At 67.6% G+C, this 23,822-nt stretch carries 20 protein-coding genes and 1 pseudogene; 9 read left to right on the plus strand and 12 right to left on the minus strand.

What is annotated here, in order from left to right; genetic code table 11:
• Nucleotides 1–6: 6 nt before the first annotated feature.
• From H7U32_RS01165 to H7U32_RS01175, 3 genes are all read right to left on the minus strand, one after another.
• Nucleotides 7–2,700: a transglutaminase-like domain-containing protein gene (locus H7U32_RS01165; protein ID WP_204467280.1), complete on the minus strand. Its 2,694-nt coding sequence runs from the start codon at nt 2,698–2,700 to the stop codon at nt 7–9.
• 37 nt (nt 2,701–2,737) lie between these two features.
• A complete protein-coding gene (locus H7U32_RS01170) occupies nt 2,738–3,259 on the minus strand; it encodes an NUDIX hydrolase (RefSeq protein ID WP_204467282.1) in 522 nt (173 codons plus the stop codon).
• A gap of 82 nt (nt 3,260–3,341) precedes the next feature.
• Entirely contained in the window at nt 3,342–4,937 is a 1,596-nt protein-coding gene (locus H7U32_RS01175; protein WP_204467387.1) for an aminopeptidase P family protein, read from the minus strand.
• Nucleotides 4,938–5,218: 281 nt separating this feature from the next.
• Here H7U32_RS01175 and H7U32_RS01180 point away from each other — a divergent pair, with 281 nt between their 5' ends.
• Nucleotides 5,219–5,776 carry a hypothetical protein gene (locus H7U32_RS01180; protein ID WP_204467284.1) on the plus strand — a complete coding sequence of 186 codons (558 nt, stop codon included), beginning with the start codon at nt 5,219–5,221 and terminating at the stop codon, nt 5,774–5,776.
• A gap of 296 nt (nt 5,777–6,072) precedes the next feature.
• Here H7U32_RS01180 and H7U32_RS01185 read toward each other — a convergent pair whose 3' ends face one another.
• The 3 genes from H7U32_RS01185 to H7U32_RS01195 all read right to left on the minus strand — a co-directional run bounded on the left by H7U32_RS01185 (nt 6,073) and on the right by H7U32_RS01195 (nt 8,584).
• Nucleotides 6,073–6,630, minus strand: a complete 558-nt coding sequence (locus H7U32_RS01185) for a hypothetical protein (protein ID WP_204467285.1) — start codon at nt 6,628–6,630, stop codon at nt 6,073–6,075.
• A gap of 676 nt (nt 6,631–7,306) precedes the next feature.
• Complete coding sequence (locus H7U32_RS01190; protein WP_204467287.1) at nt 7,307–7,924, minus strand: response regulator transcription factor; 618 nt, start codon at nt 7,922–7,924, stop codon at nt 7,307–7,309.
• 150 nt (nt 7,925–8,074) lie between these two features.
• The gene (locus H7U32_RS01195) at nt 8,075–8,584 is read right to left on the minus strand and encodes a GNAT family N-acetyltransferase (protein ID WP_204467289.1); all 510 of its coding nucleotides are present in this window, start codon (nt 8,582–8,584) and stop codon (nt 8,075–8,077) included.
• Between H7U32_RS01195 and H7U32_RS01200 the strand changes: the two genes are divergently transcribed.
• The 3 genes from H7U32_RS01200 to smc all read left to right on the plus strand — a co-directional run bounded on the left by H7U32_RS01200 (nt 8,570) and on the right by smc (nt 14,107).
• A complete protein-coding gene (locus H7U32_RS01200) occupies nt 8,570–8,716 on the plus strand; it encodes a hypothetical protein (protein ID WP_204467291.1) in 147 nt (48 codons plus the stop codon). The two genes, H7U32_RS01195 and H7U32_RS01200, sit on opposite strands and share 15 nt — an antisense overlap.
• A gap of 140 nt (nt 8,717–8,856) precedes the next feature.
• Nucleotides 8,857–10,470, plus strand: a complete 1,614-nt coding sequence (locus H7U32_RS01205) for a bifunctional folylpolyglutamate synthase/dihydrofolate synthase (RefSeq protein WP_204467293.1) — start codon at nt 8,857–8,859, stop codon at nt 10,468–10,470.
• Between the two features lie 19 nt (nt 10,471–10,489).
• Nucleotides 10,490–14,107, plus strand: a complete 3,618-nt coding sequence (smc, locus tag H7U32_RS01210) for a chromosome segregation protein SMC (RefSeq protein WP_204467295.1) — start codon at nt 10,490–10,492, stop codon at nt 14,105–14,107.
• 6 nt (nt 14,108–14,113) lie between these two features.
• Here smc and H7U32_RS01215 read toward each other — a convergent pair whose 3' ends face one another.
• Together H7U32_RS01215 and H7U32_RS11755 are read right to left on the minus strand one after the other, a co-directional pair.
• Complete coding sequence (locus tag H7U32_RS01215) at nt 14,114–14,764, minus strand: hypothetical protein (RefSeq protein ID WP_239457386.1); 651 nt, start codon at nt 14,762–14,764, stop codon at nt 14,114–14,116.
• 210 nt (nt 14,765–14,974) lie between these two features.
• Nucleotides 14,975–15,046: pseudogene (locus H7U32_RS11755) on the minus strand (zinc-ribbon domain-containing protein); the annotation flags it as partial.
• Nucleotides 15,047–15,476: 430 nt separating this feature from the next.
• Between H7U32_RS11755 and H7U32_RS01220 the strand changes: the two are divergent.
• Complete coding sequence (locus tag H7U32_RS01220; protein WP_204467298.1) at nt 15,477–16,577, plus strand: carboxylate--amine ligase; 1,101 nt, start codon at nt 15,477–15,479, stop codon at nt 16,575–16,577.
• A gap of 69 nt (nt 16,578–16,646) precedes the next feature.
• Here the strand turns inward: H7U32_RS01220 and H7U32_RS01225 are convergent, their stop codons facing one another.
• Nucleotides 16,647–17,897: a carboxylate--amine ligase gene (locus tag H7U32_RS01225; RefSeq protein WP_204467300.1), complete on the minus strand. Its 1,251-nt coding sequence runs from the start codon at nt 17,895–17,897 to the stop codon at nt 16,647–16,649.
• 113 nt (nt 17,898–18,010) lie between these two features.
• On the opposite strand from H7U32_RS01225, the gene H7U32_RS01230 reads away from it, so the two are divergent.
• Entirely contained in the window at nt 18,011–19,192 is a 1,182-nt protein-coding gene (locus H7U32_RS01230) for a DegT/DnrJ/EryC1/StrS family aminotransferase (protein ID WP_204467301.1), read from the plus strand.
• A 41-nt stretch (nt 19,193–19,233) separates the two neighbouring features.
• On the opposite strand, the gene H7U32_RS01235 is transcribed toward H7U32_RS01230, so the two are convergent.
• Nucleotides 19,234–20,238, minus strand: a complete 1,005-nt coding sequence (locus H7U32_RS01235) for a lipid II:glycine glycyltransferase FemX (protein ID WP_204467303.1) — start codon at nt 20,236–20,238, stop codon at nt 19,234–19,236.
• A gap of 207 nt (nt 20,239–20,445) precedes the next feature.
• Here H7U32_RS01235 and H7U32_RS01240 point away from each other — a divergent pair, with 207 nt between their 5' ends.
• Together H7U32_RS01240 and H7U32_RS01245 are read left to right on the plus strand one after the other, a co-directional pair.
• Nucleotides 20,446–21,102 carry a sigma-70 family RNA polymerase sigma factor gene (locus tag H7U32_RS01240; RefSeq protein WP_204467389.1) on the plus strand — a complete coding sequence of 219 codons (657 nt, stop codon included), beginning with the start codon at nt 20,446–20,448 and terminating at the stop codon, nt 21,100–21,102.
• A gap of 107 nt (nt 21,103–21,209) precedes the next feature.
• On the plus strand, nt 21,210–21,479 hold the full coding sequence (locus tag H7U32_RS01245) for a hypothetical protein (protein WP_440201417.1): 270 nt from the start codon (nt 21,210–21,212) through the stop codon (nt 21,477–21,479).
• Between the two features lie 73 nt (nt 21,480–21,552).
• Here H7U32_RS01245 and H7U32_RS12555 read toward each other — a convergent pair whose 3' ends face one another.
• On the minus strand, nt 21,553–21,627 hold the full coding sequence (locus H7U32_RS12555) for a 50S ribosomal protein bL37 (RefSeq protein WP_003817083.1): 75 nt from the start codon (nt 21,625–21,627) through the stop codon (nt 21,553–21,555).
• Nucleotides 21,628–21,733: 106 nt separating this feature from the next.
• Nucleotides 21,734–22,681 (minus strand): aldose 1-epimerase family protein, encoded by a 948-nt coding sequence (locus H7U32_RS01250; protein ID WP_204467306.1) that lies wholly within the window; start codon nt 22,679–22,681, stop codon nt 21,734–21,736.
• A 167-nt stretch (nt 22,682–22,848) separates the two neighbouring features.
• On the opposite strand from H7U32_RS01250, the gene H7U32_RS01255 reads away from it, so the two are divergent.
• On the plus strand, nt 22,849–23,820 hold the full coding sequence (locus tag H7U32_RS01255) for a 4-hydroxy-3-methylbut-2-enyl diphosphate reductase (RefSeq protein WP_204467308.1): 972 nt from the start codon (nt 22,849–22,851) through the stop codon (nt 23,818–23,820).
• Nucleotides 23,821–23,822: the final 2 nt, after the last annotated feature.

Raw genomic sequence — 23,822 nt, forward strand, 5'->3', positions numbered from 1 at the left:
GCCGCGTCAGCGCGCGGCGAGCCGGACCGCGAGTGCCACCGAACCGACGTTGTAGCCGGAGCATGCGTACCGTGCGTATGCTCCGGCTTCGTCGTCCCCGGGGGCGAGCGCGACGATGAGCGGCGTCTTCGACGGGTCCACGAAGCTGGTCCGGGCGAGGCGTTCGGCGGTGCGTGCGTCGCAGTGCCACGGCCGCGTCTCGAAGGGCAGCCGGGCGAGCATGCCGGCGAGCGCCTCGGCCACGGGGGCGTCGGCGGGGGTGAGCGCGAGCACCGGGCGTACCGCCGTGAGCGCCGCCGGGTCGTCCGCACCCAGCTGGATGAGCTCGTCGAGCACATGCATGCTCGGTTCGGAGCCGTGGGCGTCGAGCACGAACAGCACGGCGGGGCCGTCGGCGGCGAGCGGCGTCAGCGAAGTGGCGGCGCCGTCGGCTCCGGTCAGCGGCAGATCCTCGAGCGGCAGCCGTTCGAGCAGCTGGTCCTCGCGCGGTTCGCGGAAGGCGAGCGGCATCCGCGTCACAGGGGAGCCGGCGCCGAGCGCGAAGCGGCGGACGGCGGCGAGCTGCCCGCCGTCAGGCAGGCGCACGGTGGTCACCAGCCGGTAGTCGCCGGGGGCGAGCGTCAGTTCCATCCGGCCGTCATGCCAGGGCGTCCGTCCGAGGTCGAGGGTGGTCCAGTCGGTGCCGTGCCCGGTCGCGCCGAGGCGGCCGAGCGTGAAGTCGACGCCGTGGCGCGGCGGCCGGGCGGCGTCGGGGGCGACGAGGGCGAACGGCACGAGGCCGGCCCGGGGCGCGTCGGAGGCGGAGCCGGCGCGGCGCGCGTCGACGAAGGCGGTGCCGTCGAACCACTGCGGCTGGCCGGTCACCGGGTCGAGCCGGGCGGGCACGCCGAGCGCGCGGCAGATGGCCACGAAGGCGAGCGCCGCCTCCTCGGCCGTGCCGCGGCGCGCCGTCAGGAAGGTGGAGGCGGCCACGGGCGGCACCTCCTCGCACGACGGCACCGTCGCATACGAGTCGAGCAGGGCGCACAGCGCGCGCGGCTGGCGGCGCGCCAGGCCGCGGCCGGTGTCGTCGATCATCCGCTGCAGGGCGCGGCGGTCGCCGGCCAGTTCCTCGTGGGCCACGCGCGGATCAAGCACATGGTCGACGACCATGCCCAGGCGTTCGCCTTCGGGAAGCTTGGCAAGCGCATCCGCGGCGAAGCCCCGCACGGCCATCGCGCCGCCGAGGGCGTCCTCGAGCACCGCGCCGGACACGTCGCACAGGTCCTTGGCGCTCAGCGCGGTCAGCAGGCGGATGCGCAGCATGCGGTCGGCTTCGTCGCCGGCGGCGGCGAGGAACGCCTCGACCACCGGCCAGTTGCCGCCGGCCTGGCGCAGCAGCCGGGGCACGTCGGGATCGGTCAGTCCGTCCGCCTCGGCGCGGCGCAGCGCCTCGTCGGCGAAGCGGGCGAGGCGTGCCACGCGGCGGCGTTCGGCCCCGGCGGCGCGCGCGGCGCTGGCCTGGCGTTCCTCGGGCGTCGCGTCGGCGGCGCGCGAGGGGCCGCCGGCCGGTGCGGCGAAGGTCATCGGCCGCCACCCCTGCGGCAGTGTGGCGGACGTGTCGGCGGCCTGTGGGGACGTAGCATCGGCGGCGATCCGTCCGTCGAGCGTCACCGACGCCGTGGCGGTCCCGTCGGCGCCGCAGGCCGCGGTGTCGGCGATTGTCTCGCCGAAGTCGCCGTCGAGGGAGGCGTGCACGAGCACGGTGCCGCGGCCCAGTTCGAGGCGGGCGCGGCCGTCGGCGTCGGCGGCCAGCGTGGCCAGGGGGAAGAGCTCGGCGCCGTTGGGCAGTTCGAAGGCCACCAGCGCGCCAGCGGCCGGCGAGCCGTCGGCGCGGCGCACCGTCACCTCCAGCGGGGTGGTCGGCGCATAGGAGGCGGTGAGGTTCTCCAACAGCACGCCGCCGCGACAGCCCGCGTCCGCCGAGGCGTCCACCGTGCCGGTCGTGTAGTCGCAGAACACGCGCGCATGCACGAGCATCGCGCGGGAGGCGGCGCGGTCGAACCAACCGCGGTCCAGGCGCTCCTCGGGCTCGCAGGCGCCTAGGAAACGCCATGTGCCGTCCACCAGTGCCTCCACCCAGGCGTGGTTGTCGTCGCAATGCGCCCAGCGCGGCGTGTACACCTGGCGGGCAGGGATGCCGATCGCGCGCAGCGCGTGCACCAGCAGCGTGCTCTCCTCGCCGCAGCGGCCGACGCCGCGGTTGAGCGTGCCGTACGGGCCGAGCGTGCGCTCGTCGGAGGGCGAATAAGTCAGATGCTCGGCGCACCAGGTGTTCGTCTCCACCACGGCGCGCGCGGCGTCCAGGCCCTCCACGCGGTCGGCCAGATCGTCGAAGATGCGCTCGCGGCAGGGCTCCAGACGCTCGTTGTTCACCCGCGGCCAGAACACGTAGTGCACGAACACGTCCTCCGGCAGCGCGCGGGTCCACGGCATCGTGGCGCGCAGCGTCAGCGCATGGTCCACGTAATCGAGCAGCGTGTCCGCCGGACGGTCCGTCAGGTCGGTCAGCGGCAGCGTGCCCATGAGCAGCGCCATCAGCGTGCGGCGGTCGCCTTGCAGCGATTCGGGGAGCGCCACCGCGGCGGCGGCGAGTTCGGGGCCGCGCGCGGCGAGACGCCGGGCGGCGTAGTCGGCCAAGGCGGGGGAGAGGATGGGCATGGTGCCTCCAGAACGACGGTCGGTGCGGTGGGCCGCGTCAGTGCTGCTCGCCGTCGGCGACGAACAGCGCGTGGGCGTCTCCGGCGGCCTTGTTGGCCAGGTAGCGGCGGAACAGGGCCAGCCGTTCCACCGTGCTGGCCGCCAGCGGCGAAGGCAGGTCGTCGAGGTCGAACCAGCCGACCGCGAGGCTTTCGTCGTCGCCGACGAAGGGCTCGGCGTTGCCGCCGGGTTTCAGGGCGCACAGGAAGGAATGGTCCATGTACTGCGCGCGGTCGCCGTTGGCGTAGGTGAGCACCTTGGGGCTGGAGGTCACGGCCACCAGGTCGGTGACCACCACGTCCACGCCGGTCTCCTCCTTGACCTCGCGCACCACCGTGTCCGCCGGCTGCTCGCCGGGCTCATTGATGCCGTACACCATCGCCCACTCGCCGGTGTCCGAGCGGCGGCCCAGCAGGATGCGGCCGTCGTCGCGGCGCACCATGCCGGTCACCCCCATCATCCAAAGCAGGTCATGCCCGATCTTGGCACGCAGGTCGAGCACAAACTGTGGCGTCGCCATGGTCGTTCCTTTCCAAGGTCTTGGAAAGGACGCCCGGCCAGACGCCCTCCCCAAGACCCCTATCGTGCGGACTGATGCCGGATCACCGGGCCTTGGCGGCCATGGCGGCCATCCACTGCTCGACGTCCTCGGGCTTCTTCGGAATGTCGATGGACAGCCATTCGGGGCCCTGCTCGGTCATGAGCACGTCGTCCTCGATGCGCACGCCGATGCCGCGGAACTCCGGCGGCACCAGCAGGTCGTTCTCCTTGAAGTACAGGCCCGGCTCGATGGTGAAGATCATGCCCGGGCGGATCTCGGCGCCCTGGTACGACTCGTAGCGGGCCTGCGCGCAGTCGTGCACGTCCAGGCCCAGATGATGGGCGCAGCCGCAGGCGTGCCAGCGGCGGTGCTGCTGGCCTTCGGGGGAGAGCGACTCCTCCACGCTCACCGGCAGGATGCCCCAGGCGTGCAGCTGCTCGGCCAGCACGCGCATCACCGCATGGTGGATGTCCGAGTAGGTGGCGCCCACCTGCGCGGCCTCGAAGCCGGCGGCCTGGGCGCGCAGCACGGTGCAGTAGATCTCCTTCTGCAGCGGGGTGAAATGGCCGTTGGTCGGGAAGGTGCGCGTGATGTCCGCCGTGTATAGGGAGTCGGTCTCTACGCCCGCGTCGATGAGCAGCATGTCGCCGGACTTGACGACGCCGGTGTTGCGCATCCAGTGCAGGATCGGGGCGTGCGGGCCGGAGGCGATGATCGTGTCGTAGCCGACCTCGTTGCCGTCCTCGCGGGACACGGCGTTGAACGCGCCCTCGAGCATGCGCTCCGAGCGCGGCTGGTCGAGCGCCTCGGGCAGCTTCATGAGGATATGGTCGAACCCGCGCTTCGTGGCCGCGATGGCCTTGCGCATCTCGCCGATCTCGTAGGCGTCCTTGGTCATGCGCGCCTCGGCGGCGACCTCGTGCAGCTTGTCGTCGGCGGCCGTGTTGCTGTCCGGATCGGCGAAGCCATTCGCCTCGCGCACGCCCTCGACCATCGCGGTGATGGCCGGGTCCGCCTCGCGCACCACGCGCACGCGCACCGCGCCCGCCTCCGCGCCCACGTCCTTGGACAGCGCGTCGGCCAGCTGGGCGATGTCATGGGTCTCCAGGCCGGTCATCGCGGCCAGCTCCTTGACGCCGGCGCGCGGACCCACCCAGTATTCGCCGTAGTGGGCGTTCGTGTAATAGTCGGCGGTGGAGTTGTCCGCGCGCGGGGCCACGAACAACTCGGCCGTGTGGGTCTGGCCGGCCTTGGCCTCCGGGGAGTCCGGATCCACCGGGTTGAGCACGAGCACGGCGCCCGCCTCGTAGTCCTGGCCCAGGCCCGTGTAGTAGGCGAAGGTCGTGTCCGGGCGGAAGGCGTAGTCGCAGTCGTTGTTGCGCACCTTCGGCTGGCCGGCGGGGATCACCAGGCGCTCGCCGGGGAAGTGGGCGCCCAGGGCCTTGAGACGGGCACCGATGTACTTCGAGGATTCCAGCGGCTCGATGGCCGGCTCCTGGTTGTCCCAGCCGGTGGTCATGAACTCGCGGAAGGTCTCGCCGGTGGGGCGCAGCGTGCGGTTGTTCACCCGGTCCGCATTCGGTTGGTCGTCTCCCGGAGCCGCAGCCGCCTCGCGCGCCTCGTATTCCCTGTCCTTGTCGGTGATCACATCGCTCACCTTGGTGCCTCCTGTCGCTTCGGATGCCATATTCCGCGCACCATCCTACCGCGCCTCGCAGCGTTTCCAGTTTCGATTATTCCCGGGTCCGTATGTACGTGCATGAGTTTTTTCTCTCAGTTCTTCTGCGTCATGGCGAGCAGTTCAGTCATGGCAAAACTGTCCATTCGGATGACAGAACGCTGTGGCAGGGAGATGCGTGACGCCGTAGCATGGGGAGGGTACATGACGGGTACCATCCGCACCTGTCATGCAGAGATCTCTCCAATGGAGGTGAGCATATGCGTAGCTGCATCATTCGCCGTGCACTGGTTGGTATGACGATAACGGCATGTCTGGTTGGCCTGTCTGCCTGTGAAGGAATGCATGACACTTCTGCGGAGCAGCGCTCTGTACCTGCCGCCGGTGATCAATCTGAATCGGAGGCAGCAGCGAAGCGTGCAGCCCGGGACTTCACCATACGGGCGTTGACCGCATATGAGCAGGCCTATGATTTCGATGACGACATGGTTCCTGCGCGGCTTTTGGGGAAAGCCTCGACGAACGGCAACAGTGATATTCCGCTACGTTCACCGGTCGGAGCTGTTGGAGCTGACACAACGTATTACGTTGCCTATCTGTGCAAGCAGCCGTCGCAGGCGTCATTCTCATTGTCTCTGAAACGCGGTGATGAGCGGCGTCGTCTCATTCTGCACGAGGCATGCATGGGTGGTGTGGAGTCGATTGAATATCCGGTGTCGCGATTTCCTGATGCTACATCACTGTCTATTCACGCTTCTGACGGCACGCGTCTTGTTATAGCTATGTACGAAAGAACAGAACAAAAAGGAATGGAATAATGAACAAGCGGAATAGGCTCAAGGCTTGGTCTCTGTTATTGCCTTGGTGTGTTCTCTGACTATGGTTCAGGGTGCGTCTGCTACGGAAATGACTACGCGTTCATGCCTGGAGCTATCAGTGGCTCAACTTCAGCTGATTTCTGGGCCGTGGCACATGCTCAGGTTGCAGCATTTCTTGCAAAATCAAATACTGTAACAGTAAGCCAGACTCGGAGTTGGAAGAATACATCAAAGACTACAAAATGGGTGCAATTAGGTGCACGTGGATACGCTTTTAATTATGTGACAGAAAGTAATCAGGGAACAGGAATAGTGATGGACATGGTCCATTCCCCGTCATCGGTATTGACACATATGGTGCCGTTACATGAATCGACGAGGAAACGCAAGGACTCCGGCGTGGGGATAAGTTCATTGTCGAACGATTCTCCGCGCCGGATTGCGTTTGCAGCAAGGATATGAGCAGTGTTGCCGTGACCGACAACAGTGAGTACATAACGTCCTGGCTCCCCGTGTTTCATGATGTTGTTGGTGATCTCCAGCACTATCGATGTTATAGCCTGCAGAACAGGCATATTCCTGCTGCGGTCGAAATCGACGTGTATGGAACCTGTGAATCCTAGCGAAGCAAGACGTTGCCGTTGTCTTGCGAGTATGTGCTCGAATGTATCTGATGATTTCATGGCAAGCAGGGAATCAGCATCCGGCTGAGGAATCTGATTCGCTGTGGCAACGGCTGGTTGGGTTTCAACATGTACGTAAGCTTCGGCAGACAGATATTGCGAAGTATCGCGCAATGGATTGAGCACTTCAGCGCGCAGCTCGTACAGGGCATCTTCCAGGACCTGTGACACGCGTGAACATATTGCCGGGCATCAGAAGAGGACTTATCCATGCCTGTCTGGCACAGACGGATGGCATAGGATAATGAACCGGCTGTTGAATCATGCAATGTGTGAGCGACGCGGAGACGCTCTTGTTGCTGCCTGATACGTTCCTGCGTGACTTCTGCTTCTGATTGGAGTGTGGTGATACGTTGACGCCAACGTGCTGCAGCACCACCGCCCACAGCAACCATGTAGGTCGCCGCCAGTGATATTGTTCCGGTGCCGGGGGCTGACTGCTCCAGCAGTGGGGAAATCAGCGTTGTCAGTGTGCACAGACCGCCCAATGTTATGGCGAGTGTCATATTGATTGAATATGCAAGTCTGACGAGTGAAAGCCAGACTCCCCAGAGCATCGTTGGTCCGTTGATCTCGCAGGGGACCAGGGATTCTGCGACGCACAGCAGGGCCAGCATGATACAGTACGGCCGGGGTTGTACTGCAGAACAGAGCAGCAGCATCGCATAGAGGGCAGCAAAAATACCATCAATTACAGTCAGATTGCGATACGACACAACTAGCTCGCAGGCGAAAATCATAAGGCACATGGCGGCTGGTATGCCATCGACTGCGCGTCTGCGAAGCTGATTGATATGTGACGGTGATTTTTTGTGGCGAACAGTATGGCGAACAACTGGTCTGAATCTCATCGAAGCCATCCGTTATCAATACTTATGGCAATAGCCTCGGTGCGGTTATGCGCATGAAGCTTGCGGAAAGCCCGTTGCGCATGCGTTTTGGCGGTTGTGACGCTGATACTGAGCTGTCTGGCAATGCTATCTGTTGTTTTTCCCTCGGCATAAAGGCGCAGCACTTCACGTTCCATGGCAGACAGGGGGTTGACTGTTGGGACGTTGATGTTCCACTGTGCAATTTGAGGAATGCCTGCTGCGTGCCCCATGGCGCGTACTAGCGTAGGAACAGGTGCTTCTTTAGGCAGTATTGCAGAAAATCCCCGTGGGGGATTCCCGTCACACAATGACTGATCAAATGCAGTAATGCCTGTGATGGCGATCGGTATATGTGCTGCACAAAGCTGTTCTGCCAGAGTTGCACCATTCATTTCCGGCATTTCCATATCGGTAAGCAGTACCTGTGACCGCGTGTTAGCAGCAAGACATTCCTGCAGTGCGAGATTGGCTGAAGTCACAGCCCAGAGAACATCCACCGGAGCACGATATCGCTCAAAACCATGGCGGATCGCGTCCAGTACCAGCACGTCATTGTCCACAATTCCCGTGGTCAGCCGCTGTTGTCCGCTCATGTCATGCACCTCTTAAACATTTTGCCGGTGTGCAGTTGGGATGATTCCACCCATCATCACTGTGGGAAACGGATGCATGTTCATTGCGGTATAGAGATGAATTGAACAGTACAGATGACTTGCAGCTTTATTGCAGCGCAGGTGCTGTCGTCAGAACGTCAGGCGCATCTGGTGCCAGGCGACGTTGCCGTGGGTGGAGGAGGACATGCCCTCGTCAAGGAAGCCGAGGCGGGCGTAGAAGCCGACGAGACGGTCCTTGCAGGTGAACACCAGGCCGGTGCGGCCGGCGGCGCGGTCGTCGGCGATGACCTGCCGCAGCAGACGGGTGGCGTGGCCATGGCCTTGGCGGGCGGGGGCGGTGTCGACGCCGAAGATCATCCGCCAGGCGCCGTTCGGGTCATGCATGCCCGGATCGTCGTACATGGCGTCGGTCAGGTCGGACAGGTCGGTGGCGAAGCCGTTGACCATGGCGACGAGTTCGCCGTCCGCGGTCCCGCCGCCCTCCGTGGTCCCGTCGACGAGCAGCCAGAAGCCGTCGGGGTACGCGGCCAGCCGACCGCGCAGGGACTCGCGGCCCGCGGCCTCGGCTGCGGGGAAACAGGCGGCCTCCAACGCGGCGACGGCATCCAGATCATCCAACGTAGCATGGCGAATCAGCATGGACACCATGGTACGGCGCGGCGTCTCGGCACCACCTCGGCGGACGCCTTGCGCATGTTCATCACGACGTTCAACGAGGAGGGCGGATTCCCCTATCCCGTGCGCCTCAGCCGGGAGGAAGCCGTGCCATGAGCTGCTCGCCCTGCCGTCCTAGGCTGCGCCGGACCGCCTGTCCGCCGAGGGCGAGGCGTAGGCGACGGCCGCTGGAACCGCTAGAATGACGTGAGGCGCCCGCCCCCGGGCGCACGAGACGAAGGAGCATGGGAAGAGGCATGTCATTCGAGCATCCGAACAGGAACGGCGAGACCATCCGCGACGTGGAACGGGACATCATGTCCCGCCCCTCCGAGCGCAACACCACGAACCTGGATTTGAAGCGTATGACGATGATGCTCGACATCCTCGGCCACCCCGAGCAGTCCTTCCGTGTCATCCACGTCACCGGCACCAACGGCAAGGGCTCCACCGCGCGCATGGCCGAGGCGATCTGCCGCGCCTACGGCATGCGCACCGGCCTGTACACCTCGCCGCATCTGGAGCGCATCAACGAGCGCATCGCTATCGACGGCCAGGAGCTGTCCGACGACGACTTCGTCGACGCATGGGACCAGGTCAAGGACTACGTGGCGCTCGTCGACGCGGCGATGGACCGGCAGGGCGCCCCGCGCATGAGCTTCTTCGAGGTCCTGACGGCCATGGCCATCTGGAAGTTCGCCGATGCCCCGGTCGACGTGGCGATCGTGGAGGTCGGCATGGGCGGGCGCTGGGACGCCACCAATGTGCTCGACGCGGACGCGGCCGTCATCGGCCCGGTGGACATGGACCACATGGCCTGGCTCGGGAACACCGTCGAGCAGATCGCCCAGGAGAAGGCCGGCATCATCAAGCCCGGCTGCACCGCCGTCATCGGCCCCCAGCCCCACGCCGAGGAGGTCATGCCCATCCTCGAGGAGGCCGCCCGCGCGAACCAGGCCCGCCTCGTCCGCGACGGCGAGGAGATGGAGGTCGTCTCCCGCGCGCCGGCCGTCGGCGGGCAGGTCGCCACGCTCGCCACGCCGCTGGGCACCTACGAGGAGGTGCCGATCGCCAAGTTCGGCGAACACCAGGCGCATAACGCGCTCGCCGCGCTCGCCGCCTGCGAGACCGTGATCCCCGTCTCCGACGCGCTGGACGGCGACCTCGTGGCCGAGGCGCTTTCCGGCGTCAAGATCCCGGGGCGCATCGAGCAGATCCGCACCTCGCCCACGATCATCATCGACGGCGGGCACAACGTGAACGCCGCCGAGTCGCTGCGCGCCGCCATCGAGGAGAACTACGGCTTCACCCAGCTCGTGGGCGTCGTCGCGATGATGGAGGACAAGCAGGTCGAGGCCTACCTCGGCGTGCTCGAGCCGATCCTGAGCCAGGTGGTCGTCACCGAGAACTCGTGGCGCGACCGCGTGATGCCCGCCGACAAGCTCGAGCAGATCGCCGTCGGAGTGTTCGGCCGTGACCGCGTGGTGTGCGAGCCGGAGCTGCCCGACGCGATCCAGACCGCTGTGAACATGGTGGACGTCGACGACGAGCTCGGCGTCGGCTACGGCCACGGCGTGCTCATCTGCGGCAGCTTCGTGACCGCCGGCGACGCCCGCACCATGCTCAAGGAGCACGCCAGCCCCGTCATGGAGCGCGCGATGGGCATCCACCAGCCCGTGGTGGAACCCGAGCCGCGCGGCGATGACCAGGATGCCGATGACTGGGACCCCGCCGACTTCGACGGCGACGAGCTCGCCTCCGGCCTGCCCCTGGACGCGGTGAAGGCCGTGGAGGAAGCCGCCGCCACGGCGGCGCCATCCGACCGGACCGACCCGTCCGAGCCGCCGGCCTCCGGCGCGGACGCCGCCTGAGGGGCCGCACGGAGCCGCGATGTACCTCAAGGAACTGACCCTCAAGGGGTTCAAATCGTTCGCCTCCGCGACGACGCTGCGCTTCGAGCCCGGCATCACCGCCGTCGTCGGACCGAACGGCTCGGGCAAATCGAACATCGTCGACGCGCTGACGTGGGTGATGGGCGAGCAGGGCGCGAGGAACCTCAGAGGCAGCTCCATGGAGGACGTCATCTTCGCCGGCACCGCCTCCCGGCCGCCGCTCGGCCGCGCCCAGGTGAGCTTGACCATCGACAACGCCGACCACGCGCTCGGCATCGACTACGCCGAGGTGACGATCAGCCGCACGATCTTCCGCAACGGCGGCTCCGAATACGCGATCAACGGCACGCCCTGCCGCCTCCTCGACGTCCAGGAGCTGCTGAGCGACACCGGCCTGGGCCAGCAGATGCACGTCATCGTCGGCCAGGGCCGGCTCGACGCGATCCTCAGGGCCGACCCTGCCGGCAACCGAGCCTTCATCGAGGAAGCCGCCGGCATCCTCAAGCACCGCAAACGCAAGGAACGCGCGCTGCGCAAACTCGCCAACACCGAGACCAACCTGAGCCGATTGGACGATCTGTTGGGTGAGATCCGCCGCCAGATGGGGCCGCTGGACCGCCAGGCGCGCGTCTCGCGCCGCGCCGACGCCATCCAGGTGTCCCTGCGCGACGCCCAGGCCCGCCTCCTGGCCGACGACGCCGCCCGCGCCGCGGCCGCCCGCGCCGACGTGCGCGCCGAACTGACCCGGGTGCGCGCCGATCTCGCCGCCTCCCGCCGCGACCTCGCCCACGTCAAGGTGCGCATCGAACAGGTCGAGGCCGCCGCCGGCGCCTCGAGCCCCGCCATCGACCGCGTCAACCAGACCTGGCGCTCCCTGTCCCAGACCAAGGAACGGCTCGACGCGCTCGCCTCCCTCGCCGCCGAACGCGCCCGCGCCGTGGCGGGTCGCATCGCCGCCGAGCCGGGGGAGGACCCGGACCTGCTCGAACGCCGTGCCACCGAACTCGACAGCCAGGCCAAGGCCCAGGCCGCGGCCGTGGACGACGCCCGCCTCACACTCGACCAGGCCACCGAGGCCCGCGCCGACCACGAGCGCCGCCTCGCCGCCGTGCGCCAGACCCTCACCGAGCTGCGCCGTGACGCCAAGGAACGCGACGGGCGCATCGCCGGCCTCAAGGAGCGGATCGCCCGCGAGGAGGCCGCCGTCCAATCCGCCGACACCCGGTCCAAGGACTTCGCCGCCCAGCGCGCCCAGCTCGCCACCCAACGCGACGAGGCCCAGGCCGACCGCGACCGGCTCGAGGCCGAGGCGAGCGCCGGCGACGGTGACGACGGCGCCGCGCTCGACGCGGCCCGCGCCAGCCTCGCCGAACGCCGCGAGGCGCTGGACGCGATGCTCGAGCGCCAACGCGAACTCCAATCGCGCATCGTCTCCCTCGACGCCAAAGCCGACGCCCTGCGCGACACGTTGGACAGCCGCGACGCCTCCGGTTCCCTCGCCGATGACGCGTCCGTGGGCGCGCTCGGCCCCCTCACCGACTTCATCCGCGTGGCCGACGGCTGGGAGGACGCCGTCGCCCGAGCCCTCGGCCAGTTCGCCGGCGCGACCGTCGTCCCCGGCGAGGACGGCCTGCTGCGCGCGCTGGACCTCGCCGACGAACGCCGCCTCGGCGCGACCGCCGTCATCCGTCCGCTCACCGTCGACGGCACGGACGCCTCCGACGACACCGCCGGCATCACCGCGCCATGCCCGCTGGGCGCGCTCGTCCATCCGAACCCCGAGGCTGCGGACGGAGCGCGGGCATGCGCGGTCGCCGCCGCCGTGCGCGCGTTGCTGCGCGGCGCGATGGCCGCGCCCACGGCCCGCGACGCCCAACGGATGACGGCGGCGGGGGAGTGCGCCCTCGCCGTGACCCGAGGCGGCGAAGTGTTCGCCGCGGGCGTCGCCGCCGCCGGCGGCTCGGGGCTGGCGCACAGCGGCCTCGCGCTCGCCGCCCGCCGCGACCAGGCCCTCGCCCAGGCCAAGGCGCTGCGCGCCGAGGCCGGGGACCTGGACCGCGAGGTGGACGCGGCCCGCGCCGCCCGCGACGAGGCCGCCCGCGCCGTGGACGCCGAGACCACGCGGCGCACCGAGGCCCGCCTCAGGGCCGAGCAATCCGCCCGGGCGCTCAAGACGGCCGCCGGCCGCCTCGCCGGCCTCGACCGCCAGATCGCCGACCTCGACGCCAAGACCCGCGACGTGGCCGACGGCCGCGCCGACCACGCCACCAGACTCGACGACCTCGCCCAGGCGCTCGCCGCCGCGCAGCAGGCGGGCGACGGCCGCGCCGATTCCGAGGCACTCGCCGAACGTGAACGCACTCTGGAACAGGCCCTGGACGCGCTGCGCGAACGGGAAGTGACCGCGAAACTCGCCTGGGGCGAGGCCACGCGCACCGCCGAATCCCTGGCCCGCCAAGCCGGGCTGCTGCACGCCAACGCGCGCGAGGCGGCCGAACGCCGCGAGCGCATCGACCGGCGGAACCGGCGGCTCAAAGCCCAGGCTGGCCGGCTCGAGGGCATCGCACGGGACGCCACGGCGGTCGCGGCGATGGCCGCCGACGCCATCGCCGGCGTCGTCAGCCGGCGTGAAGCGCTCCAGGCGGAGGCCTCAGGCCACGACGCCGAGCTCAAGGAGCTGCGCGCCCGCCGCGACGCCATCGAACCCACCGTCACGGAGCTGACGGGTCGCGAGCACGCGCTCGACGTGACCCGCGAACGCCTGGCCACCGAGCACGGTCAGCTGGCGCAGCGGGCCACCGACGAACTCGGCATGGACCTCGAGACGCTGGTGCGCGACTACGGGCCCGAAGTGCCCGTCCCCCTCCTCGACGACGACGGCAACCCCATCCCCGTGGACGACGGCGCCACGGACGGCGAGGTCGTGCCGGACGGCCCCGTGGTGTACCGGACGGCGCCCTATGTACGCGCGGAGCAGGAGCGGCGCCTGGAGAAGGCGCGGCGCGACCTCAAGGCGTTGGGCAAGGTGAACCCGCTGGCCACCGAGGAATACGACGCCCTGCGCGAACGCAACCAGTACCTCGCCGCCCAACGCGACGACGTGGCGCGGTCCCGCGACGACCTCATGCGCCTGGTCAAGGACCTCGACGGCACAATGACCGAGGTGTTCCGCTCCGCTTTCGAAGACACGGCGGCCGCCTTCGAACGGGTGTTCGCCACGCTGTTCCCCGGCGGGAAGGGCCGGCTGCGCCTGGAGGATCCGGAGGACCTGCGCGCCACCGGCGTGATCGTCGAGGCCAGCCCGGCCGGCAAGCGGGTCAAACAGCTGAGCCTGCTGTCCGGCGGGGAACGCAGCCTGACCGCATTGGCGCTGCTGTTCGCGATCTTCACCGCGCGGCCCAGCCCGTTCTATGTGATGGACGAGGTGGAGGCGGCGCTCGACGACGTCAACCTCACGCGTCTGCTGGACGCCCTCCGGCAATTGCGCGAGCACGCCCAGCTCATCGTCATCACCCACCAGCAGCGTACGATGGCCATCGCCGACGCGCTCTATGGTGTCACCATGCGCACCGACGGCGTGACCACCGTGGTCTCGCAGCGGCTGCGGCACAGCTGAGCCGGCTCAGTGCTGCATGGTGACGCTGACGATGGAATCGCCGTCGGTGTCGTAGAGCGTGTAATGTCCGTTGCCGAAATCGCTCCAGTGACCCTGCTGGTCATACCAGGTCGTGCCCGCCGCCTGCTGCGAGTAGGTGAAGGTGTTGCCCTGGCCCACTGTCAGTGTGAGCGCGCCGGCTTTGATGCCCATGAGACCGATCGAGAGCTCCCAGGTGCCGATCACGTTGCCGCGCGTGGCACCCTTGGGAATCGTCAGCTGCACGGCGGCGCCCTTGGCCTCGTCCTTCATGATGCCGTCGTCGGACACGCCGACCAACGACAGTAGATCGGGGAGCGTCTTGGTTTCGCCGTCGGCCGTCATGGTGATGTCAGTGAGCTCATAGGTGACGGAATCTCCGGAGATCGTGCCCTTATCGACGGAGCCTGACACATTGCTGCCCGGGTATTCCGGGGTGGTGATCGAAAAGTGCCCGTCGGTGACGCTCAGATTGATCGTGTCATCCGAGTAATCCCCCGGCGTGAACGAATACGTGCCATCGATGTTCTTGGCGCGTGTGTCCGCCGAGGCTTTGACGCCGAACGCCACCGCCACGATGATGGCGATGACGGCGACGACAGCGACCACAATGATCGTGGTGCGCTTCTTCGGCGACATCGGTGTTTTGGCTGCGACGGCAGCCGGCACCGCGGCGGCCTGAGGATACGTCTGGGGCGGCACCTGCCCGGGCTGCACCGGGTACAGGGGCTGCGCAGGCTGCGGGCCCGGCACGACGTACATGGGCTGGCCGGGCTGTGGCGTCTGCGCGGGCGCGGAGACCGGTCCGGCAGCCGTGGCGTCGCTAGCCGGCGCAGCATTGGCTACCGGTGCGCCGCATGAGATACAGAATCTGGCGCCGTCGGGCAGCGCCGCTCCACAATGAGCACATGTTGATGGCATGACAACCTTCTTCCCCTGTGCCTACGGATGACACTCGTTGTCATTCGTTGCACGGAAACAAGCCTACCGCGTTTACGCCGACAACTGGGGCAGCGACTCGGGAAATGGTTCGCATTCGGGCGATTACCCGATGGGATTGGTAGGCTGAGGCGTACGTCGATCGGGCGGCCGGCTGCCGTCTGACCGACGAGAGAAGCACGGGGAAACCGCTCCGTATGATTGGCACGCCGAAAGGCAGTCCGACCAACCAGTTCGGGGCATGGATCGAGGAAGCGGTCAGCGGATGATGAGGGGAACGGCGAAGGATACGTTGCGCAGCCTTCAGCCTGTGATCGTAGGCGCGGACATCCTGGCATACTCGTACGTCCGTTGTTTCCATGAGGCGTATGGCGTGCAATCCATCGTGTTGGCCAGCCAGAACTAGAAATATATGTCCACGAGCCGGTTCTGCGAGTATCGCGTCGTCCCGGGGATCGACAGGGAATCCGTGCTGCTGCCCTATCTGGTCACGTTGGGCAGGCAGCTTGCCCAGGAGCGCAAAATTCCTCTGCTGTTGGGAGTCGGCGATTGGTATGTCCGGCTGATCTCACAGAACAAGGCGCAGTTGTCCCCATGGTTCACCGTGCCCTATATCGATTTTCCGCTGCTTGACCGCATCACGCAGAAAGACGAGTTCTATCATATCTGCGAACGGCTGAACATCCCGTATCCTCGCACCTGGGAGGTTGACTGCTCCGATCCCGACGCCACCGTCGATGCCCGGTCGTTCACCTATCCGCTGATCGCCAAGCCCTCGAATTCCGCACTGTACCATTACGTGCAATTCGAAGGGCAGGAGAAAGTATTCACCATCGAGACTCCTGAAAAGCTGACCTGGCTGGTCGAGACACTGAAGCGATCCTCCTATGACAAAGCATTATTGATCCAGGAATACATTCCCGGTGATGACGCTCGGCTGCGGTCCATCACCTGCTTCTGCGACGCGGAGGGCAATGTGTCGGTCTCCTGCATGGGCAAGGTGGTGCTGCAGGACCATGATCCGACCGCCATCGGCAATCCCGTGTGCATCATCGATGACTATGACCAGGAGGTGCTGGATCAGGCCGCGCGATTCCTGAACGAGGTCGGTTACGAAGGATACGCGAATTTCGATGCCAAATTCGATGAACGGGACGGGACGTACAAGTTCTTCGAGATCAACACGCGGCCCGGTCGTAACACGTATTATGTGACGTTGGCGGGGGAGAATTTCGTCAAACCGATCGTGGAGCATTATGTCTTGGGTCATGATGCCGAACCAACCCTGGCGAACCACCGATTCGCATACCGCGTGATTCCCACCATGGTCATTCGCCGGTATGCCGACCCCTCGTCATGGCAGCAGGTGCGGCAGCGCCTTCACGACCATCGCGACGGATGCCCGCTGTTCTACAGGAAGGACACTCTGGCGCACAACTTCTGGTCGTTGCTGACCTATCTGCATCAGATCATCAAATTCCATCGGTATGTCGGTTCACGGCCACGGCAGTGACCGTGAACGTTGGCAACGGTGCTCGGATGGATCCGCCTATGGGACGGATCCATCCGCCGGCAGCGTGGCCTAGAAGCCGGTGTCGGTCGGCTTGGGGTAGTATTTGCGGAATTTGACGACCTGGTGCAGTTCGGATTCCATAAGGCGCAGCCAGCGCTTGACACCGCCGTCGCGCGGATTGCGCTGCGGATTGACGCGCCCGGCGCGCATAAGGCGCCTGACCTGCGCCATGAGCTCCGGATCGGTGACGTAGCGGCGGAGCAGCGGGTTGGGAATGATCGAGTACAGCGCCTCGCCGTCAGCGGTGCGCGGCGCCATCGGATGGCCGTCGATGGCATCGGAGACGAGCACTTCCATAGGATTGATGCCGGCCGCCTGCACATAGAAGTTGTTGCGTCCGATGCGCGGGTTGAGCTCCAGGAAGAAGAACTCGCCGGTGCGCGGATCGCGCTTGACGTCGAAGTTCGCGAATCCCCGGTACGGCATCGACTCCAGGAAGCGACGCGCCGGCTCCAGAATCTGCGGCACAGGCTCGGTGACCATCGCGCACGGGTTGCCCAGCGTGGCGGGATGGTGCTCCTCGAGCAGCACATGCGCCGAGCACAGCAGCGACACCGTGCCGGTGGAGTCCACGTAGGCGGTGACCGAATACATGCCGGTGTCGTCGCCGGGAACGAGCTCCTGCGCGACGAAGGTGCCGCGGAAGCCCGCCTTCGCCAGCGTCGCCCACAGGGCCTGCAGCGCCGCATCGTCGTCGATCCGGTACACCTTCTGCCGTCCGGGGAAAACAAGGTTCTCGTAGTCGGAGCTGTCGGCCGGCTTGGCGACCACGGGGAAGCGCAGGTCGGACGGCGTGGGCGCGGGGCTCCAGCCGGCGTCGGCGGCGTCCACGAAGTCCACGTAATGCGACCGGGGGACCGGCATGCCCTGCTCGGCGGCCAGCTGCGCGAAGATGCGCTTGTCGCTGACCTGGTCGATGACCTGCAGCGGGGGGATCGGCACCACATACCACTGCTCGAGCCGGTCGCGATGCTCGGCGAGCACGCGGATACGCCAATCGGTGTTGGCGAGCAGCAGCAGACGGCGGTCCGGCCGCTCCTGCTTGAGCTGCCTGCCCAGACGGCACAGTTCGTCGACGAGCGGCTCCGCCTCGTTCGCCTGGGCGAACGCGTGGCGCGTCAGGATGTGCGAGTCCCGGATCGCGTTCGGATCGTAGGCCGTGACCATGATCGGCCGGACGCCGTAGGCGTCGTTGAGCTCGCGGGCCAGCGCATAGGCGCCCAGATCGCCGCCGAGGATCACCGGTTGGAAGGAAGTCATCACTTTGGTCCTTCATATGGAGTTGTGGGCACTGCCGTGCCTAAGATGTCGTGAGTCATTGTACAAGGCGACGCCGCGAACGCCGTTGCCACCCGCGCATATGGAGGTTGCCCATGGCCGCTCACGCATCATGCAGGGCGCTCGCACACCGCACCGGCACCAGCGAGCAGGACTGGTTCCCGGTGTTCAAGGCCCGGTACGGCATGAGGCTCGCGTTCGACGCGCTGCGCCGGATTGTCGGTGACGGCGAGGTCGCCACGCAGCTGTTCACCTGCTGCACGGCCGTCGATCCAATCACCGCCGCGGGATTGACGCCGCGGTACGCCGACATCGACGCGGGCACGCTGTCCGTGACCGCCGCCTCGCTGCGGCCGCTGCTGTCGGATGCCACGCGTGCGGTGGTGGTGCAGCACACCTTCGGCATGGTCGACGACGGGTCCTCCGCCGCCGTCGCCGCCGCGGCGCATGCGGCGGGCGCGCTGGTGGTCGAGGATTGCGCCCACTGCGTGGGCCGTGTGGCCCGCGACGGGGACGGCATGTCTGTGGCTGACGTGTCCGTCCACTCGTTCGGCGTGGAGAAGATGCTGCCCACCCGCTTCGGCGGCGCCATCTGGGTGAATCCGCGGCTGCGCGACCGCATGCCGCAGGTCGATCAGACGTTGCGCGCCGCGCTCGCGGGCCTGCCGGAGCCGGGCGTGCGCCTGGGAATGGTGACGCGGACGTATGTGAACCAGAACCGCGTGTTCTCGCGGCTGGGCGCGCTGGGTGCCAGGATTCGCCACGCCTGTGCGGCGGCGGGCCTGTACGAGCCCGCCATCGCCCCGGAGGAGATGGCCGGAGGCCTGCGCTACCCGGCGTACGCGATGAATGCGTGGATGGACCGCAAGGCCGCCGCCGCCATCGGCGCGCTGGACGCCAACGAGGAGTCCCGCCGCCGCATCGTCGCACTCTACCGGCGCCGGCTCGGCGCCGCGCGGGGGATCGAGGTCCCCGGTGGCGCGATGGCCGGCCCCGCGCAGCCGTTGCTCCGCTTCCCGCTGCTGGCCGCGGACACCGCCGCGGCCGACCGTCTGATCCATGCTGCGCGCGCCGCCGGCGGCTATGCGGAGGCTTGGTACCGACCGGAGCTGTTCCCCGGCGTGACGGACCCGGCCGCCTACGGCCTGGACCGGCTCGACCGTGCCACGGTCGTCGTCTCCGACGAGATGGTGAGCCGTTCGCTCTGCCTGCCCACGGAGCTGGGCGAGGACCGTGCCCACGCCGTGTGCGACGCGGTATGCGAGGCGGCCTGCTGACCTGTCCGCAGGCCGCCTGCCTGGCGCCCCGGGCCGGCCGGTCAGTGGCGCAGGGCGCCGCGCAGCCGCTTGACAAGCGTCAGGGCGGTGTAGAAGCCCTTCCTGACGGTGATGTCGCGGTCCGGGGCCACGGGCGTGGTCTGCTTGGTGAACTTGGTCTTGAACTCGTTGAGGCCCTTGATCGAGGGGTTGAAGTCGTTGCCGATGCCCATGAGGTCGTAGTCGGCGATGCCCTGGCGGCCCAGTTCGCAGCATTCCCAGTACAGCAGGCGGTCGGTCACATGCATGCGGCGGGCGTCGTCGCGCATCGCGGCGTAGTAGCGCACCGCGTGCGTGCCGTTCACCGTCACGATGGACCACGCCACCAGCCGGCCCTCGTTGCGGGCGGCGAACACGCGGCAGTGGTTGGCGCCGAGCATGCGGATCATGTCGGCGTAGTCGCTCATCGGGGCGGGGGCGAACCCGTCGCGGGCGCCCGTCTCCTCCATCACCGCGTAGTATTCGGAGAAATCGGCGATGGCCTCACGGGTCTCGTCCGTGCAGACGGCCGGGCATTCGCGCAGCGACTTGCGCACGTCGCGCCGGCCGCGCGTCTTCATGCGGGCGAGGATCTCCTCGTCGCCTCCGGTCACGTCGATGACGACGGTCTCGTTGTACGGCACGGTGGACAGCGTCGGCAGCGCCCAGTCCTCCTCGTAATGCCATACGGCGAACCGGAGGAACACCTGCCGCCGATCGCGCCGGCGCACCGCGGCGCGCAGCGCGTTTACGGCCTCGCGTTCGTTGGCCTTGTCCGGCTTATGGATCCAGGCGGGGCCGTGCACGGAGCGCAGGAAGTGGTAGCCGTGCGTCTCGTAGTCGACGAAGGACACGAAGCCGAGGGTCGTGCCGCCGTCCTTGATGACGTAGCCGCCCCATGGCGTGCGTCCGTCGATGGTGGCCTGGTAGTCGGCCCAGACCTGGGTCTGTTCGATGGGCAGGGCGAAGCCGAGGGCCTCGGCCTGAGCCTCGATGCCGGAAGGTGATGCCTGTTCCAGGGAGATCATTGCGCAGCGTCCGTTTCCTGGTTGACGTGTTGGATGTTCCGGTCGCCCAGTATAGCGGCAGACCTGTGGAGAAACCTCGGGGAGGGCGCCGGGTGCCATCCGGTCCGTCGGCTACGATGGGCGGTTGTGAGCCAGACGTCCGGAGAGCAGGGGGCGGCGAGGACGGAGCGCCTCGCCGGCAAGAGGGCGCGTTTCGAGGCGCTGGCGATGAAGGCCATCGACCCGCTGTACCGCTACGCCATGCGGTTGACGAACGACCCCGACGACGCGCAGGATTTGGTGCAGGACACCTTCGAGCGCGGGTTCAAGGCCTTCGACTCCTTCAAGGAGGGCACGAACTTCGAGGCGTGGATGACCACGATCGAACGCAACGCCTACTTCAACCAATACGCCAAGGCCAGGCGGCGTCCGCAGCGCGCCAACGACGGCTCCGGCGAATACGACGACTGGGGCCTGTACGACGCCTCCGAGCATTCCTCCGATGGCCTCAAATCGGCCGAGGACGAGTACCTGGACGCCTTCGCGCCCGAGGAGATCATGCAGGCGCTGGCCAAGCTGAGCCCGGAGCGCCGGCAGGTGTTCATCGACACCGCCATCGACGGCAAGACCTACCGGCAGGTGGCCGCCGAACAGGGGGTGAAGATCGGCACGGTGATGAGCCGGCTCAACCGCGCCCGCACGCAGCTCAAGCGCGAGCTCGCCGCCTACGCCCGGGAACGCGGATACGGCGGGGCGGGCCGTGGGGATTCACCGTCGGCTCAATCCCGGCGGCCCGTTGCCGCGCGGGGCCGGGGCGCCGATAATGGGAAGCGACGCGCCGCGGCGGATCAGGCCGCGGCGGCAGCGGGAAAGGAGCGGACATGACCGGAGGCATCGAGCGGCATGACCATGTGTCCGTCACCCGCCGCGCCGCGGGCAGCGTGACGCGGACCGACCTGCAGGTCACCCAGACGCCGCAGGGACGCGTGACGATGGTCTCCCGCACCACCAGCGTGACCCGTGTGACCGTGGGGGAGCCTTACGAGGCGGATCCGGACAGTCCTGCCGCCCGCTTCGACGACCATTTCGACCCGGCCTCCTGTTGCAGTGCCCGCGAGCAGGCGATGATCGCCGCGTTGCGCGCGTATCTGCGCCCGCAGAGCGCGCCGGACTGCCTGGTGGCCAGGCTCAAGGCGACGCTTGACCGCTGCTGCGCCGACGAGACGGCCGCCGCCCGCGACGGCGGCGTCGCCTCGCGCTGAGAGCTGAGAGTCGGGCCCGGAGACGGAAAAAGCCCGCCTGCGGCGGGCTTTCCTCTGTTGAACGCGGAAGGGATCAGGCGTTCGGGCGCTTGCCGTGGTTGGCGGCCTTCTTGCGACGATCCTTGCGCTTACGTCCGCGCATGCCCATGATGGACTCCTTTGCTAGATGAAGAATAAGCCTTCGGAATTATGGCACGAACCGGCGACGAGCGCAAGCAATGGCGTCCGCCGCCGGCTGCGGCGCACCGGTGGTGTCAGTCGATGGCGGCGCCGATGAACATGCGCGTCACGCTGGTCTCGCCGGGGCGGATGACGGTGAGGTCACGGCCCGTGTTGAACGCGTTCGCGTAGGCGGTCTGCGGCTCCACGGCGGTGCCCGCCGGATGCTGCCACGCGGGGAAGCCGGTGCCGGTGCACACCTGGAACGAGGTGATGGTCTCGTCGCCGCCGACGGTGATGCGCATGCCGTCGGGGCGGGTGAACACGGCGGCCACGGAGCCGTCGGCCTCGTGGTACAGGTCGGTCCATGCGTCGTCATAGGGCTGCTGGTCGAGCAGCATGCCGTCGCGGAAGTCGTACTTGGTGCCGTCCACCGGCTCCGTGCCGGTGGGGATGAGGTTGTCGTCCACGGTCACATGCGTGTCGGCCGGAAGGGTCAGATGGCACTGCGCGTTGTGGCCGTCGATCTCGTCGCCGCAGCCGTTGAGGCCGTTGTCGAGCCACGGGTGGATGGCCAGCGCCCACGGGGCGTCCGTGCCGCCGTCGTTGCGGGCCGAGACGGTGATGTGCAGGCCGTCGTCCTTGAGCTCATGCGTGGCGGTGACGGTCACGTCGAAGGGGTAGCCGAGCAGGAACGGCACACGCCAGGACTGGGTGACGGAGCTCTCGGTGAGCGCCTCCAGCGTCCAGAACGAGCGGTAGCCGTAGCCGTGGATGGCGGTGTTGCGGTCGTGCTCGTCGATGGGCAGCGTGTAGGTCGTGCCCTCGAAGGTGTAGGTGCCGGCCTCGATGCGGTTGGGGAAGGGGACGAGCAGCTGGCCGTGGCAGCAGGTGACCGGGTCGTCGGGCCCCAGCGGCACGATGACGTTCCTGCCCTGGTAGGTGACCTTGCGCATCGTCGCGCCGAGCTCGGTGATGACGGCATGCCAGTCGCCGGAATGGATGGAATACTGATTGCCGGTGAACGGCTTCTTGACGGTCATGGCGCTCCTTGCGAGAAATGGTCCGGACGTGATGTCGCCCACAAGTCTAGCCTGCCGCGCCCGCCGCCGCGCCCGCCCGGCGCCTCCGCGGCCCCGGCTGCGGTATGGTGGCAGGGATGCGGCCGGCCCATCGGGTCCGGCGCCGCCCCGAGCAAGGAGGGACCGACATGGCCAAGACCATCGTGCTGGCGGATCCGCGCGGCTTCTGCGCCGGCGTGGACCGGGCGATCCTCACCGTGCGCACGATCCTCAAGGCGGCCGCCGACCGCCCCGCCGGCGGCGCGGACCTGCCGCCGGTGTACGTGCGCCGGCAGATCGTGCACAACCGCCACGTGGTCGAGGACCTCGCCGCCCAGGGCGCCGTGTTCGTCCAGGAGCTCGACGAGATCCCCGACGAGGCGGCGGCGGCCGGCGTGCCGGTCGTCTTCTCCGCGCATGGCGTCTCCCCGGCCGTCAAGGCCGAGGCCGAGCGCCGCGGACTCAACGTCGTGGACGCCACCTGCCCGCTGGTGGGCAAGGTGCACCGCGAGGTGCTGCGCTTCGCCCGCGCCGGCTACGAGATCGTCTACATCGGCCACGACGGCCACGACGAGGCCGTCGGCGTGGTGGGGGAGAGCCCCGAGCACGTCCACCTCATCGAACATGCCGGCGACGTGGACCGTCTCGACTTCGCCCCCGGCACCAAGCTCGTCCTGCTCACCCAGACCACGCTGAGCGTGGACGAGACCGCCGGCACCATCGCCGCGCTCAAGGCGCGCTTCCCTTGGATCGAGGAGCCGCCCGCCTCCGACATCTGCTACGCGACCAGCAACCGGCAGGCCGCCGTCAAACTCGTCGCCGAGCGGTCGGATGCGGTGGTCATCGTCGGCTCGGCCAACTCCTCGAACTCGGTGCGGCTCATGGAGGTCGCCGCCGAGGCGTTGGCCGGCCGCGGCAGGGCCCACCGCGTGGACGACGCCAGCGAACTCGATCCCGCCTGGTTCGAGGGCGTGCGGACCGTGGGCGTCTCCTCGGGCGCCTCCGTGCCCGAGGCGCTCGTCGCCGGCGTCGTCGCCGCGCTGCAGGACCGGGGCTTCGAAGAGACCGTAACCGTCGGCACCGTCCGCGAGGACATGCACTTCGTGCTGCCGAGGATGTGAGC

Origin of the sequence: Bifidobacterium pullorum subsp. saeculare (genome assembly GCF_016899725.1) — a bacterium.
Classification (GTDB): Bacteria; Actinomycetota; Actinomycetes; order Actinomycetales; family Bifidobacteriaceae; genus Bifidobacterium; species Bifidobacterium pullorum_C.

Excerpts from the sequence above, each read along its gene's own strand:
- H7U32_RS01165 (WP_204467280.1), bottom strand. The coding sequence starts at position 2,700 with ATGCCCATCCTCTCCCCCGCCTTGGCCGACTACGCCGCCCGGCGTCTC.
- H7U32_RS01255 (WP_204467308.1), top strand. The coding sequence starts at position 22,849 with ATGGCCAAGACCATCGTGCTGGCGGATCCGCGCGGCTTCTGCGCCGGC.
- H7U32_RS01180 (WP_204467284.1), top strand. The coding sequence starts at position 5,219 with ATGCGTAGCTGCATCATTCGCCGTGCACTGGTTGGTATGACGATAACG.
- H7U32_RS01240 (WP_204467389.1), top strand. The coding sequence starts at position 20,446 with ATGAAGGCCATCGACCCGCTGTACCGCTACGCCATGCGGTTGACGAAC.
- H7U32_RS01195 (WP_204467289.1), bottom strand. The coding sequence starts at position 8,584 with ATGCTGATTCGCCATGCTACGTTGGATGATCTGGATGCCGTCGCCGCG.
- H7U32_RS01250 (WP_204467306.1), bottom strand. The coding sequence starts at position 22,681 with ATGACCGTCAAGAAGCCGTTCACCGGCAATCAGTATTCCATCCATTCC.
- H7U32_RS01215 (WP_239457386.1), bottom strand. The coding sequence starts at position 14,764 with ATGTCGCCGAAGAAGCGCACCACGATCATTGTGGTCGCTGTCGTCGCC.
- H7U32_RS01225 (WP_204467300.1), bottom strand. The coding sequence starts at position 17,897 with ATGACTTCCTTCCAACCGGTGATCCTCGGCGGCGATCTGGGCGCCTAT.
- H7U32_RS01230 (WP_204467301.1), top strand. The coding sequence starts at position 18,011 with ATGGCCGCTCACGCATCATGCAGGGCGCTCGCACACCGCACCGGCACC.
- H7U32_RS01220 (WP_204467298.1), top strand. The coding sequence starts at position 15,477 with ATGTCCACGAGCCGGTTCTGCGAGTATCGCGTCGTCCCGGGGATCGAC.
- H7U32_RS01205 (WP_204467293.1), top strand. The coding sequence starts at position 8,857 with ATGTCATTCGAGCATCCGAACAGGAACGGCGAGACCATCCGCGACGTG.
- H7U32_RS01170 (WP_204467282.1), bottom strand. The coding sequence starts at position 3,259 with ATGGCGACGCCACAGTTTGTGCTCGACCTGCGTGCCAAGATCGGGCAT.
- H7U32_RS01190 (WP_204467287.1), bottom strand. The coding sequence starts at position 7,924 with ATGAGCGGACAACAGCGGCTGACCACGGGAATTGTGGACAATGACGTG.
- H7U32_RS01235 (WP_204467303.1), bottom strand. The coding sequence starts at position 20,238 with ATGATCTCCCTGGAACAGGCATCACCTTCCGGCATCGAGGCTCAGGCC.
- H7U32_RS01245 (WP_440201417.1), top strand. The coding sequence starts at position 21,210 with ATGGTCTCCCGCACCACCAGCGTGACCCGTGTGACCGTGGGGGAGCCT.
- smc (WP_204467295.1), top strand. The coding sequence starts at position 10,490 with ATGTACCTCAAGGAACTGACCCTCAAGGGGTTCAAATCGTTCGCCTCC.
- H7U32_RS01200 (WP_204467291.1), top strand. The coding sequence starts at position 8,570 with ATGGCGAATCAGCATGGACACCATGGTACGGCGCGGCGTCTCGGCACC.